Genomic DNA, 12,362 nt, shown 5'->3' with positions numbered 1-12,362 from the left:
ATGAGCACCATTGACATCCTGTCGCCCGCGGGCGACAAGACCGGCAGCCTTGAGCTTCCCGCCGAGATCTTCGACGCCAAGGTCAGCATTCCGCTGATCCACCAGGTCGTCGTGGCACAGCTCGCTGCCGCCCGCCAGGGCACGCACAGCACCAAGCGTCGCGGCGAGGTCCGCGGTGGTGGGCGCAAGCCTTACCGCCAGAAGGGCACCGGCCGCGCCCGCCAGGGTTCGACCCGCGCTCCGCAGTTCGCGGGCGGTGGCGTCGTCCACGGTCCGAAGCCGCGTGACTACTCCCAGCGGACGCCGAAGAAGATGATCCGGGCCGCCCTCCTCGGCGCCCTGACCGACCGGGCGCGTCACTCCCGCATTCACGTCGTCTCCGGCGTGATCGAGGGCACGACGCCTTCCACGAAGTCCGCCAGGACGCTGTTCGGCAAGATCTCGGAGCGTAAGAACGTGCTCCTGGTCGTCGAGCGCGCTGACGAGGCCGCGTGGCTGTCCGCCCGCAACCTGCCCCAGGTCCACATCCTGGAAGCCGGTCAGCTGAACACCTACGACGTGCTCGTCTCCGACGAAGTGGTCTTCACGAAGGATGCCTTCGAGCGTTTCGTGGCGGGTCCCGCCGCGTCCGCCAAGGCCGTTGCCTCCGAGGATGAGCTCGAAGGGAACGACGCCTGATGAGTGAGACCAAGACCGCCGCGGTCGTCACCAGCAAGACCTTCACGGACCCCCGTGACATCCTGGTCAAGCCGGTGGTTTCCGAGAAGAGCTACGCGCTCCTGGACGAGAACAAGTACACGTTCATCGTCGCGCCGGGCAGCAACAAGACCCAGATCAAGCAGGCCGTCGAGGCGGTCTTCTCGGTCAAGGTCACCGGGGTCAACACGATCAACCGGCAGGGTAAGCGCAAGCGCACCAAGACCGGTTTCGGCAAGCGCAAGGACACCAAGCGCGCCATCGTGACCCTCGCTGAGGGCGACCGAATCGACATCTTCGGCGGCCCGGTCTCCTAACGGAGTCCGTGTCGTCCGATATCGGACGAGGACTGAGAAATGGGTATCCGCAAGTACAAGCCGACGACGCCGGGCCGTCGTGGCTCCAGCGTCGCCGACTTCGTCGAGATCACGCGGTCCACGCCGGAGAAGTCGCTGGTCCGCCCTTTGCACAGCAAGGGTGGGCGTAACAGCTCGGGTCGCATCACTGTTCGCCACCAGGGTGGCGGTCACAAGCGTGCTTACCGAGTCATCGACTTCCGTCGTCATGACAAGGACGGCGTTCCGGCGAAGGTCGCTCACATCGAGTACGACCCGAACCGCACCGCACGCATCGCGCTGCTGCACTACGCAGACGGCGAGAAGCGCTACATCATTGCCCCGGCCAAGTTGAGCCAGGGCGACCGGGTTGAGAACGGCCCCACGGCCGACATCAAGCCGGGCAACAACCTCCCGCTGCGCAACATCCCGGTGGGTACGACCATCCACGCTATCGAGCTGCGTCCCGGCGGCGGCGCGAAGATCTCCCGTTCCGCGGGTGCTTCGGTCCAGCTGCTGGCGAAGGAGGGCTCCATGGCCACCCTTCGTATGCCGTCCGGTGAGGTCCGCCTGGTCGACGTCCGCTGCCGCGCCACTGTTGGCGAGGTCGGCAACGCCGAGCAGTCGAACATCAACTGGGGCAAGGCCGGCCGTATGCGCTGGAAGGGCGTCCGCCCGACCGTCCGCGGTGTCGCGATGAACCCTGTCGACCACCCGCACGGTGGTGGTGAGGGTAAGACCTCCGGTGGTCGCCACCCGGTCTCCCCGTGGGGTCAGAAGGAGGGTCGTACTCGCTCGCCGAAGAAGGCAAGCAGCAAGTACATCGTCCGCCGCCGCAAGACGAACAAGAAGCGCTAGGAGCAGGTTTAGATGCCGCGCAGTCTCAAGAAGGGGCCCTTCGTCGACGACCACCTCATCAAGAAGGTGGACGTACAGAACGAGGCAGGCACCCACAACGTCATCAAGACCTGGTCCCGTCGCTCCATGATCATTCCGGCGATGCTGGGCCACACGATCGCGGTGCACAACGGCAAGATCCACGTCCCGGTGTTCGTCACCGAGTCCATGGTCGGCCACAAGCTCGGCGAGTTCTCGCCGACCCGCACGTTCCGCGGCCACGTCAAGGACGACCGCAAGACGAAGCGTCGCTGATCGGCGGAGTGCGAAGACTATGACTGACACCGAAGGGACAACCATGGAAGCCAGGGCCCAGGCGCGGTACATCCGCGTCACGCCCATGAAGGCCCGCCGCGTGGTGGACCTCATCCGTGGCATGAATGCCACGGAGGCTCAGGCGGTCCTGCGTTTCGCCCCGCAGGCCGCGAGCGTGCCGGTAGGCAAGGTGCTTGACAGCGCCATTGCCAACGCCGCGCACAACTACGACCACTCCGATGCCGAGTCTCTCGTCATCACTGAGGCGTATGTCGACGAAGGCCCGACCCTGAAGCGGTTCCGTCCGCGTGCCCAGGGCCGTGCTTACCGGATCCGCAAGCGGACCAGCCACATCACCGTGGTCGTCAGCAGCAAGGAAGGGACCCGGTAATGGGCCAGAAGGTTAACCCGTACGGGTTCCGGCTCGGAATTACCACGGACTTCAAGTCTCGTTGGTACGCCGACAAGCTGTACAAGGACTACGTCAAGGAAGACGTCGCCATCCGCAAGATGATGACGCAGGGCATGGAGCGCGCCGGCATCTCGAAGGTTGAGATCGAGCGCACCCGTGACCGTGTGCGTGTGGACATCCACACCGCGCGTCCCGGCATCGTCATCGGCCGTCGTGGTGCCGAGGCCGACCGCATCCGCGGCGACCTGGAGAAGCTGACCGGCAAGCAGGTGCAGCTGAACATCCTCGAGGTCAAGAACCCCGAGATGGACGCTCAGCTGGTGGCCCAGGCCGTCGCCGAGCAGCTCTCCTCGCGTGTCTCCTTCCGTCGCGCCATGCGTAAGAGCATGCAGGGCACGATGAAGGCCGGCGCCAAGGGCATCAAGATCCAGTGTGGTGGCCGTCTCGGCGGCGCCGAGATGTCCCGCTCCGAGTTCTACCGCGAAGGCCGTGTGCCGCTGCACACCCTGCGCGCCAATGTGGACTACGGCTTCTTCGAGGCCAAGACCACCTTCGGCCGCATCGGTGTGAAGGTGTGGATCTACAAGGGCAACGTCAAGAACATCGCAGAGGTTCGCGCCGACAACGCCGCGGCCCGTGCGGGCAACCGCCCGTCGCGTGGTCCCGGCGCCGGTGGAACCGACCGTCCGCAGCGCCGCGGTGGCGAGCGCGGCGGCCGTGGCCGCAAGCCCCAGACGGACGGCGGTTCGGCTCCCAAGGCCGAGGCCCCCGCCGCTGTCGAGGCTCCGGCTGCGGACACTCCCGGAACGGAGGCCTGACCCAATGCTGATCCCCCGCAGGGTCAAGCACCGCAAGCAGCACCACCCGAAGCGCTCGGGCATGGCCAAGGGCGGCACCGAACTCGCGTTCGGTGAGTACGGCCTGCAGGCCGTCACCCCGGCCTATGTGACGAACCGGCAGATCGAGTCCGCTCGTATCTCCATCACCCGTCACATCAAGCGCGGCGGCAAGGTCTGGATCAACATTTACCCGGACCGTCCGCTGACCAAGAAGCCTGCTGAGACCCGCATGGGTTCCGGTAAGGGTTCGCCGGAGTGGTGGATCGCGAACGTCAAGCCCGGTCGGGTGATGTTCGAGCTGTCCTTCCCGAACGAGAAGGTTGCCAAGGAGGCGCTCACCCGCGCCGCCCACAAGCTTCCGATGAAGTGCCGCATTGTGCGGCGCGAGGCAGGTGAATCGTGATGGCGGCCGGTACCACTAAGGCCACCGAGCTGCGCACGCTTGGCGACGAGGAACTCCTCGCCAAGCTGAGCGAAGCCAAGGAGGAGCTGTTCAACCTCCGCTTCCAAGCGGCCACGGGACAGCTCGAGAACAACAACCGGCTCAAGGTCGTCCGCAAGGACATCGCCCGGATCTACACCTTGATGCGCGAGCGCGAGCTGGGCATCGAGACGGTGGAGAGCGCCTGATGAGCGAGAAGAATGTGACTGAGACCTCCGAGCAGCGCGGCTTCCGCAAGACCCGTGAGGGCCTTGTGGTCAGCGACAAGATGGACAAGACCGTAGTGGTCGCCGTCGAGGACCGTGTGAAGCACGCCCTGTACGGCAAGGTCATCCGGCGCACCAACAAGCTCAAGGCGCACGACGAGCAGAACGCTGCCGGCATCGGCGACCGTGTCCTCCTCATGGAGACCCGGCCGACCTCTGCCACCAAGCGCTGGCGCGTCGTGGAGATCCTCGAGAAGGCCAAGTAATCCCTGAAGGCTTTCCTTCAGGACCGTTCCGTCAGGCTCGGTGGGGGCGGGGTAACCCGCCCCCACCGGGAACCGACGCGACAAACAGGAGATAGACGTGATCCAGCAGGAGTCGCGACTGCGGATCGCCGACAACACTGGTGCGAAGGAAATCCTTTGCATCCGTGTTCTCGGTGGTTCGGGTCGCCGCTACGCGGGAATCGGTGACGTCATCGTCGCCACCGTCAAGGACGCGATCCCCGGTGGCAACGTGAAGAAGGGCGAGGTCGTCAAGGCGGTCATCGTCCGGACCGTCAAGGAGCGCCGTCGTCCCGACGGCTCGTACATCCGGTTCGACGAGAACGCCGCCGTCATTCTGAAGAACGATGGCGACCCCCGCGGCACCCGCATCTTCGGCCCGGTGGGCCGTGAGCTGCGCGAGAAGAAGTTCATGAAGATCGTTTCTCTCGCGCCGGAGGTGCTGTAACCGATGAAGATCAAGAAGGGCGACCTGGTCCAGGTCATCACCGGCAAGGACCGCGGCAAGCAGGGCAAGGTCATTGTGGCCTACCCCACTGAGAGCCGTGTCCTCGTCGAGGGTGTCAACCGGGTCAAGAAGCACACCAAGGCCGGCCAGTCCGACCGCGGTAGCAAGACCGGCGGGATCATCACGACCGAAGCCCCCATCCACATCAGCAATGTTCAGCTGATCGTGGAGAAGGACGGCAAGAAGGTCGTCACCCGCGTCGGTTACCGCTTCGACGACGAAGGCAACAAGATCCGCGTTGCCAAGCGGACGGGTGAGGACATCTGATGACTGCCACCACCACGCCGCGTCTGAAGACGCGCTACCGCGAGGAAATCTCGGGCAAGCTGCACGAGGAGTTCTCTTTCGAGAACGTCATGCAGATCCCGGGTCTGACCAAGATCGTGGTCAACATGGGTGTGGGCGACGCCGCCCGCGACTCCAAGCTGATCGAGGGCGCCATCCGCGACCTCGCCACGATCACCGGCCAGAAGCCGCAGGTCACCAAGGCCCGCAAGTCCATCGCGCAGTTCAAGCTGCGTGAGGGCCAGCCGATCGGCGCCCACGTCACCCTCCGCGGTGACCGTATGTGGGAGTTCCTGGACCGCGTGCTGTCACTCGCACTGCCGCGTATCCGTGACTTCCGCGGCCTGTCGCCGAAGCAGTTCGACGGCCGGGGCAACTACACCTTCGGTCTCACGGAGCAGGTCATGTTCCACGAGATCGACCAGGACAAGATCGACCGGGTCCGGGGCATGGACATCACCGTGGTTACCACGGCGACCAACGACGACGAGGGTCGTGCCCTGCTTCGTCACCTCGGCTTCCCGTTCAAGGAGATGTGACCGTGGCGAAGAAGGCTCTGATCGCTAAGGCCGCTCGCAAGCCCAAGTTCGCTGTGCGCGGCTACAACCGCTGCCAGCGCTGTGGCCGGCCGCACTCTGTCTACCGCAAGTTCGGCCTGTGCCGCGTGTGCCTTCGTGAGATGGCTCACCGTGGCGAGCTGCCGGGCGTGACCAAGAGCTCCTGGTAGATCCGGTTCCCTTCGGGGAATCCGGTGACCAGGAACTCTCGGTAAGCATCAGGACGGCAGGATGCCCTCCCCGTCTGCCGTAAGGTAGAGGGGTTGGGCGCCTGCCGCCCATGACCGACTTACTACGCCGTAGGTCCCCGCGCCGCACCCGTCCCGACCTAGTTCGGGGAGAAGGATGGCGCAATGGAAACCCCGGCGAGAGAGGCCTAGGGGCCAACTCATGACCATGACCGACCCCATCGCAGACATGCTGACCCGTCTGCGTAATGCGAACTCGGCGTATCACGATGATGTCGTGATGCCGTTCAGCAAGATCAAGTCGCACATCGCGGAGATCCTCCAGCAGGAGGGTTACATCACCGGCTGGAAGGTCGAGGATGCCGAGGTTGGCAAGAACCTCATCCTCGAGCTGAAGTTCGGTCCGAGCCGTGAGCGCTCGATCGCCGGCATCAAGCGCATCAGCAAGCCGGGCCTTCGGGTCTACGCAAAGTCCACCAATCTGCCCAAGGTGCTCGGCGGCCTGGGCGTGGCGATCATCTCCACGTCCCACGGTCTCCTCACCGGCCAGCAGGCCAGCAAGAAGGGCGTAGGTGGGGAAGTCCTCGCCTACGTCTGGTAATCGGGAACAGGAGGCATTGCAATGTCGCGCATCGGCAAGCTGCCCATCCCGGTTCCCGCCGGCGTGGACGTCACCATCGACGGCCGTACGGTCTCGGTGAAGGGCCCCAAGGGTTCCCTTTCCCACACCGTCGCCGCTCCGATCGATGTCGCCAAGGACGAGACCGGCACGCTCATCGTGTCGCGTCCTAACGACGAGCGTGTTTCGAAGGCCCTGCACGGCCTGTCCCGCACGCTGGTGGCGAACATGATCACTGGCGTGACCGCGGGTTACAGCAAGGCGCTCGAGATCAACGGCGTCGGCTACCGCGTCCAGGCGAAGGGCTCCAATCTGGAGTTCGCCCTGGGCTACAGCCACCCCGTCGTGATCGAGCCGCCGGAGGGCATCTCGTTCAAGGTGGAGTCGCCGACCAAGCTGAGTGTCGAGGGAATCGACAAGCAGAAGGTCGGCGAGGTAGCCGCGAACATCCGCAAGCTGCGGAAGCCCGACCCGTACAAGGGCAAGGGTGTTAAGTACGCGGGCGAAGTCATCCGCCGCAAGGTCGGAAAGGCTGGTAAGTAGCCATGGCATACGGTGTGAAGATCGCCAAGGGCAAGGCTTACAAGGGCGCGGCTCTCAAGCGTCGCCACATCCGCGTCCGCAAGCGGATCTCGGGCACGGAGGCGCGTCCGCGTCTCGTCGTGACCAGGTCCAACCGCGGCATCGTGGCGCAGGTTATCGACGACCTCGCGGGGCACACCCTCGCGTCGGCGTCGACCCTCGACCCGTCCATCCGTGGCGGCGAAGGCGACAAGTCCTCCAAGGCGAAGCAGGTCGGCCAGCTCGTGGCCGAGCGTGCCAAGGCCGCGGGTATTGAGACTGTCGTATTCGACCGTGGCGGCAATCAGTACGCAGGGCGCATTGCCGCCCTCGCGGATGCCGCCCGCGAAGCCGGACTCGAGTTCTGAGTTCGTCCCGCAGCTAGCGGATCAACGAAGAGAGGTAATTCCAATGGCTGGACCCCAGCGCCGCGGCAGCGGTGCCGGTGGCGGCGAGCGTGACCGCAAGTCTGGACGGGGCGGCCCGCAGGCCGAGAAGACCGCCTACGTCGAGCGTGTTGTCGCGATCAACCGCGTCGCCAAGGTAGTCAAGGGTGGTCGTCGCTTCAGCTTCACCGCGCTGGTCGTGGTGGGCGATGGTGACGGCACCGTCGGTGTCGGTTATGGCAAGGCCAAGGAAGTTCCGGCCGCCATCGCCAAGGGTGTCGAGGAAGCGAAGAAGAACTTCTTCAAGGTTCCCCGCATCCAGGGCACCATCCCGCACCCGATCCAGGGCGAGAAGGCTGCAGGCGTCGTTCTGCTCAAGCCCGCTTCCCCCGGTACCGGTGTTATCGCCGGTGGCCCGGTGCGCGCCGTACTCGAGTGCGCCGGCATCCACGACGTGCTGTCCAAGAGCCTCGGCTCGGACAACGCGATCAACATCGTGCACGCCACGGTCGCCGCTCTTCAGGGCCTTCAGCGCCCCGAGGAGATCGCCGCCCGTCGTGGCCTGCCGCTGGAGGACGTCGCGCCCGCAGCTCTGCTGCGTGCACGTGCCGGGGTGGGTGCCTGATGGCCCGCCTCAAGGTCACGCAGATCAAGTCCTACATCGGTAGCAAGCAGAACCACCGTGACACCCTGCGTTCGCTCGGGCTCAAGCGCCTGAACGACGTGGTGGTCAAGGAGGACCGTCCCGAGATTCGCGGAATGGTCCAGACCGTCCGCCACCTCGTCACGGTCGAGGAGGTTGACTGACATGGGTGCTGAGAACCCGCTGAACCCCCTGAAGGTCCACAACCTGCGTCCCGCCCCGGGAGCCAAGACCGCCAAGACCCGTGTGGGTCGTGGCGAGGCGTCCAAGGGTAAGACCGCTGGTCGTGGTACCAAGGGCACCAAGGCCCGTTACCAGGTTCCGGCTCGCTTTGAGGGCGGGCAGATGCCCCTCCACATGCGCCTGCCGAAGCTCAAGGGCTTCAAGAACCCGTTCCGCGTCGAGTTCCAGGTCGTGAACCTGGACAAGCTCTCCGCCCTCTACCCCGAGGGTGGAGAGGTCACGGTGGCCGATCTGGTCGCCAAGGGCGCGGTCCGTAAGAACCAGCTCGTCAAGGTGCTCGGCACCGGCGAGATCACCGTGGCGGTCCAGGTTTCGGTTGACGCCGTCTCCGGTTCCGCCAAGGAGAAGATCGCTGCTGCCGGCGGCTCCGTCACCGAGCTCATCTGAGTCTCGGCGACTGCTGCTGACAGCGACTGAATCGGGCCCGTTCCTCGTTTGAGGGACGGGCCCGATTCGGTAGGTGCACCCTGAGGACAAAGGGCGCAAGTACGACTCCGAGGTGTCATTGCCGGGTGGCGAACGCCAACTGGGGGAGACACGCGCTTCTTACGGACCGCCACGCGCTGTTAGAGTCCGTTGGGTCGACTGGCGAAACTGCCCGCAGACTGTCCTCGCGCCCCATCCCGGCCGGTGATCCGCCGTCCGTGACAGACCATCTCGACCGACCCTTCCGCCCTGCTGCGCGGAAGGTGCAGGAGGCACCGTGCTCACCGCGTTCGCCCAGGCGTTCAAAACGCCTGACCTGCGCAAGAAGCTGCTGTTCACGCTGGGCATCATGGTGCTGTTCCGGCTCGGGGCACACGTCCCGGTGCCAGGGGTGGACTACAAGGTCGTCAACGCGTGCATCAAGGACGCGGGCGGCGGGCAGGGCCTCTTCAGCCTCGTCAACCTCTTCAGCGGTGGTGCTCTGCTCCAGCTGACCATCTTCGCGCTCGGGATCATGCCGTACATCACGGCGAGCATCATCCTGCAGCTGCTGACCGTGGTGATCCCACGCCTCGAAGCCCTCAAGAAGGAGGGCCAGGCGGGCACCGCGAAGATCACGCAGTACACCCGATACCTGACGGTGGCGCTGGCGATCCTGCAGGGCACCGGCCTGGTGGCCACCGCCCGCGGCGGCAGCCTCTTCTCCAGCTGCGCCCAGCGCTACGACATCATCTCCAGCAAGTCGATCTTCACCACCGTCACCATGGTGATCACCATGACCGCCGGCACCGTGATGATCATGTGGCTCGGCGAGCTCATCACCGACCGCGGTATCGGCAACGGTATGTCGATCCTGATGTTCGTCTCCATCGCGGCCGGCTTCCCGGGTGCCCTCTGGTCCATCAAGAGCTCCGGCAAGATCATGGGCGGCTGGTTCGAGTTCTTCGTCGTCATTCTGATCGGCCTGGTGATGGTGGCCCTTGTGGTCTTCGTCGAACAGGCGCAACGCCGGATCCCGGTGCAGTACGCGAAGCGCATGATCGGCCGGCGCTCCTACGGCGGAACGTCCACCTATATCCCGCTCAAGGTGAACCAGGCGGGTGTGATTCCCGTCATCTTCGCCTCTTCGCTGCTCTACATTCCGGCCCTCGTGGTTCAGTTCAGTGGGTCGGCGGAACCGTGGGCCCAGTGGATCAGCGTCAACCTGACCAAGGGCGATCACCCCGCCTACCTGGCCGCGTACTTCCTGTTGATCGTGTTCTTCGCCTTCTTCTACGTCGCGATCTCCTTCAACCCCGAGGAAGTCGCCGACAATATGAAGAAGTATGGTGGCTTCATCCCGGGCATCCGGGCCGGTCGACCTACTGCTGAATACCTGAGCTACGTGTTGAACAGGATCACGTGGCCGGGATCGCTGTATCTGGGGCTCATCGCTCTCGTTCCCACCGTTGCCATCGCGTTGTTCAACGGCAGCACCAACTTCCCGTTCGGCGGGACCAGCATCCTGATCATCGTGGGTGTCGGCCTGGAGACCGTGAAGCAGATCGAGAGCCAGCTCCAGCAGCGCAACTACGAAGGGTTCCTCCGCTGATGCGAATCGTCCTCGTCGGGCCGCCTGGGGCCGGCAAGGGTACGCAGGCTGCGTTCCTCGCCAAGAACCTGTCGATCCCGCACATCTCGACGGGTGACCTCTTCCGCGCGAACATCAGCCAGGGCACAGCCCTGGGCAAGCAGGCGAAGTCCTACATGGACGCCGGCAACCTGGTGCCCGACGAAGTGACCATCGGGATGGCGAAGGACCGGCTGGACGGGCCGGACACCGAGGGCGGCTTCCTGCTCGACGGTTTCCCGCGCAACGTCCACCAGGCCGAGGCGCTCGACGCCTACCTGGTCGAGCGCGGCATCGCGCTCGACGGGGTCCTGGACCTGGAGGTCCCGGAGGACGAGGTCGTCAAGCGGATCGCCGGCCGGCGTACCTGCCGTCTCGACTCGGCGCACACGTTCCACATCACGTACAAGCAGCCCAAGGTCGAGGGCGTGTGCGACGAGTGCGGCGGCGAGCTCTACCAGCGTGACGACGACTCCGAGGCGACCGTACGCAACCGCCTCGCCGTCTATCACCGGGAGACCGAGCCGATCATCGACTACTACAAGCAGCAGGACCTGGTGGCGACGATCTCGGCGCTCGGTCCGGTCGCGGACGTCACCCAGCGGGCGATGGACGCACTGAAGAGCAACAAGAGCGCGTAGTACCCCACGTAACCAGGTCGGCCGCGGTGCCCTGATGGCACCGCGGCCGTACTGTTTGACTGACGACTTTTTCAGAGAGGGCCACAGGCATGGTCGAGATCAAGACCCCGGAGCAGATCGCCAAGATGCGCGAGGCGGGGTTGGTCGTCGCGGCCATCCACCGGGCGTGCGGCGAGGCCGCGGTACCGGGCGTGAGCACCAAGGAGCTCGACGAGATCGCCGCGAAGGTGATCGCCGAGCACGGCGCCAAGCCGAACTTCCTCGGATACGGCGGCTTCACCGGCAACATCTGCACGTCGGTCAACGATGTCGTGGTGCACGGCATCCCGGACCGGGAGACCGTCCTGAAGGACGGCGACCTCATCTCCATCGACGCGGGCGCCATCATCGACGGCTGGCACGGCGACGCGGCCTTCACGGCCTTCGTGGGGACCGGTCACGCTCCGGAGCTCGTCGAGCTGAGCCGGGTGACCGAGGAGTCCATGTGGGCCGGTATCGCGGCGATGAAGAAGGGCAACCGGCTCTCCGACGTCTCGGCGGCGATCGAGGGGTACATCCGGCGCCAGCCGCGTCCGGCGTCCGGCAAGTACGGCATCGTCGAGGAGTACGGCGGCCACGGCATCGGCTCCGAGATGCACATGGACCCGCACCTGCTGAACTACGTCAACAAGAAGCGCGGCCGGGGCATCAAGCTGGTGCCGGGCGTCTGCCTGGCGATCGAGCCCATGGTGACCCTCGGCACGCCGCACACCCACGTCCTCGAGGACAACTGGACGGTCAAGAGCGACGACGGGTCCTGGTCCAGCCACTGGGAGCACTCGATCGCGCTGACCGAGCAGGGCCCGCTGGTGCTCACCGCCGTCGACGGCGGTAAGGCGAAGCTGGCGGAGTACGGTATCCAGGCGGCACCGGACCCGCTGGGCTGAGTGGAGTAACGATCACTCATCGTGGGCATCTACCCCGGATTCGTCATTCCGGGGTGCCTGCCGTAGACTGACACGTCGGCTCATGTATACCCGCATGTCTGCGTGATTTACGCGAGCCGATCAAGGTAGCCGATTCGAAGGGCGAAGCGTGGCCAAGAAGCAAGGTGCCATCGAAATCGAGGGCACCGTGATCGAGTCTCTCCCGAACGCGATGTTCCGGGTAGAGCTCCAGAACGGTCACAAGGTCCTCGCGCACATCAGCGGCAAGATGCGTATGCACTACATCCGCATCCTTCCCGATGACAGGGTCGTTGTGGAGTTGTCTCCCTACGACTTGACGCGCGGACGGATCGTCTACCGCTACAAGTAGATCTCGCTGCTGCCCCGCTCCCGTGGGGCGATGG

Annotated in this window: 23 protein-coding genes; all 23 read left to right on the top strand. The window is 65.1% G+C overall.

The features are described from left to right. The 23 genes from rplD to infA all read left to right on the top strand — a co-directional run bounded on the left by rplD (position 1) and on the right by infA (position 12,328). Positions 1–678 (top strand): 50S ribosomal protein L4, encoded by a 678-nt coding sequence (gene rplD / locus O3X23_RS33840; RefSeq protein ID WP_269276322.1) that lies wholly within the window; start codon positions 1–3, stop codon positions 676–678. Further along, complete coding sequence (rplW, locus tag O3X23_RS33835; RefSeq protein WP_138352898.1) at positions 678–1,013, top strand: 50S ribosomal protein L23; 336 nt, start codon at positions 678–680, stop codon at positions 1,011–1,013. The genes rplD and rplW overlap by 1 nt, the downstream gene beginning before the upstream one ends. A gap of 39 nt (positions 1,014–1,052) precedes the next feature. Further along, positions 1,053–1,889 (top strand): 50S ribosomal protein L2, encoded by an 837-nt coding sequence (gene rplB / locus O3X23_RS33830; RefSeq protein WP_138352899.1) that lies wholly within the window; start codon positions 1,053–1,055, stop codon positions 1,887–1,889. A gap of 12 nt (positions 1,890–1,901) precedes the next feature. Then, complete coding sequence (gene rpsS / locus O3X23_RS33825; RefSeq protein ID WP_138352900.1) at positions 1,902–2,183, top strand: 30S ribosomal protein S19; 282 nt, start codon at positions 1,902–1,904, stop codon at positions 2,181–2,183. Positions 2,184–2,226: 43 nt separating this feature from the next. After that, positions 2,227–2,574 (top strand): 50S ribosomal protein L22, encoded by a 348-nt coding sequence (gene rplV / locus O3X23_RS33820; RefSeq protein WP_138352992.1) that lies wholly within the window; start codon positions 2,227–2,229, stop codon positions 2,572–2,574. Then, the gene (rpsC, locus tag O3X23_RS33815; RefSeq protein ID WP_138352901.1) at positions 2,574–3,413 is read left to right on the top strand and encodes a 30S ribosomal protein S3; all 840 of its coding nucleotides are present in this window, start codon (positions 2,574–2,576) and stop codon (positions 3,411–3,413) included. The genes rplV and rpsC overlap by 1 nt, the downstream gene beginning before the upstream one ends. A gap of 4 nt (positions 3,414–3,417) precedes the next feature. Next, complete coding sequence (gene rplP / locus O3X23_RS33810) at positions 3,418–3,837, top strand: 50S ribosomal protein L16 (RefSeq protein ID WP_138352902.1); 420 nt, start codon at positions 3,418–3,420, stop codon at positions 3,835–3,837. Next, a complete protein-coding gene (gene rpmC, locus O3X23_RS33805) occupies positions 3,837–4,064 on the top strand; it encodes a 50S ribosomal protein L29 (protein ID WP_138352903.1) in 228 nt (75 codons plus the stop codon). The genes rplP and rpmC overlap by 1 nt, the downstream gene beginning before the upstream one ends. Further along, the gene (gene rpsQ / locus O3X23_RS33800; RefSeq protein WP_138352904.1) at positions 4,064–4,348 is read left to right on the top strand and encodes a 30S ribosomal protein S17; all 285 of its coding nucleotides are present in this window, start codon (positions 4,064–4,066) and stop codon (positions 4,346–4,348) included. Before rpmC ends, rpsQ begins: the two co-directional genes overlap by 1 nt. A gap of 97 nt (positions 4,349–4,445) precedes the next feature. After that, complete coding sequence (gene rplN, locus O3X23_RS33795; protein WP_269276314.1) at positions 4,446–4,814, top strand: 50S ribosomal protein L14; 369 nt, start codon at positions 4,446–4,448, stop codon at positions 4,812–4,814. A gap of 3 nt (positions 4,815–4,817) precedes the next feature. Next, a complete protein-coding gene (gene rplX, locus O3X23_RS33790) occupies positions 4,818–5,141 on the top strand; it encodes a 50S ribosomal protein L24 (RefSeq protein WP_138352905.1) in 324 nt (107 codons plus the stop codon). Further along, a complete protein-coding gene (rplE, locus tag O3X23_RS33785; RefSeq protein WP_138352906.1) occupies positions 5,141–5,698 on the top strand; it encodes a 50S ribosomal protein L5 in 558 nt (185 codons plus the stop codon). The genes rplX and rplE overlap by 1 nt, the downstream gene beginning before the upstream one ends. A 2-nt stretch (positions 5,699–5,700) precedes the next feature. Further along, entirely contained in the window at positions 5,701–5,886 is a 186-nt protein-coding gene (locus tag O3X23_RS33780; protein ID WP_073492416.1) for a type Z 30S ribosomal protein S14, read from the top strand. A gap of 220 nt (positions 5,887–6,106) precedes the next feature. Next, entirely contained in the window at positions 6,107–6,505 is a 399-nt protein-coding gene (rpsH, locus tag O3X23_RS33775) for a 30S ribosomal protein S8 (protein WP_138352907.1), read from the top strand. Positions 6,506–6,526: 21 nt separating this feature from the next. Further along, positions 6,527–7,066 carry a 50S ribosomal protein L6 gene (rplF, locus tag O3X23_RS33770; protein WP_138352908.1) on the top strand — a complete coding sequence of 180 codons (540 nt, stop codon included), beginning with the start codon at positions 6,527–6,529 and terminating at the stop codon, positions 7,064–7,066. A gap of 2 nt (positions 7,067–7,068) precedes the next feature. Then, positions 7,069–7,452 carry a 50S ribosomal protein L18 gene (rplR, locus tag O3X23_RS33765; protein ID WP_138352909.1) on the top strand — a complete coding sequence of 128 codons (384 nt, stop codon included), beginning with the start codon at positions 7,069–7,071 and terminating at the stop codon, positions 7,450–7,452. A 43-nt stretch (positions 7,453–7,495) separates the two neighbouring features. Continuing rightward, a complete protein-coding gene (rpsE, locus tag O3X23_RS33760; protein WP_250989998.1) occupies positions 7,496–8,095 on the top strand; it encodes a 30S ribosomal protein S5 in 600 nt (199 codons plus the stop codon). Next, positions 8,095–8,277, top strand: coding sequence for a 50S ribosomal protein L30 (gene rpmD / locus O3X23_RS33755; protein WP_138352911.1), 183 nt, complete (start codon positions 8,095–8,097; stop codon positions 8,275–8,277). Before rpsE ends, rpmD begins: the two co-directional genes overlap by 1 nt. A gap of 1 nt (position 8,278) precedes the next feature. Further along, entirely contained in the window at positions 8,279–8,743 is a 465-nt protein-coding gene (rplO, locus tag O3X23_RS33750; RefSeq protein WP_269276307.1) for a 50S ribosomal protein L15, read from the top strand. Positions 8,744–9,059: 316 nt separating this feature from the next. Beyond that, positions 9,060–10,373, top strand: coding sequence for a preprotein translocase subunit SecY (secY, locus tag O3X23_RS33745; protein WP_269276306.1), 1,314 nt, complete (start codon positions 9,060–9,062; stop codon positions 10,371–10,373). Continuing rightward, positions 10,373–11,032: an adenylate kinase gene (locus O3X23_RS33740; protein WP_269276305.1), complete on the top strand. Its 660-nt coding sequence runs from the start codon at positions 10,373–10,375 to the stop codon at positions 11,030–11,032. Before secY ends, O3X23_RS33740 begins: the two co-directional genes overlap by 1 nt. Positions 11,033–11,121: 89 nt before the next feature. Then, entirely contained in the window at positions 11,122–11,958 is an 837-nt protein-coding gene (map, locus tag O3X23_RS33735; RefSeq protein ID WP_269276303.1) for a type I methionyl aminopeptidase, read from the top strand. Between the two features lie 148 nt (positions 11,959–12,106). Beyond that, positions 12,107–12,328, top strand: a complete 222-nt coding sequence (gene infA, locus O3X23_RS33730; RefSeq protein WP_014047798.1) for a translation initiation factor IF-1 — start codon at positions 12,107–12,109, stop codon at positions 12,326–12,328. The last annotated feature ends 34 nt before the right edge of the window (positions 12,329–12,362 follow it).

This window comes from Streptomyces sp. H39-S7, from assembly GCF_027158205.1.
Taxonomy (GTDB): domain Bacteria; phylum Actinomycetota; class Actinomycetes; order Streptomycetales; family Streptomycetaceae; genus Actinacidiphila.
This window is presented reverse-complemented; position numbering and strand designations above follow the sequence as displayed.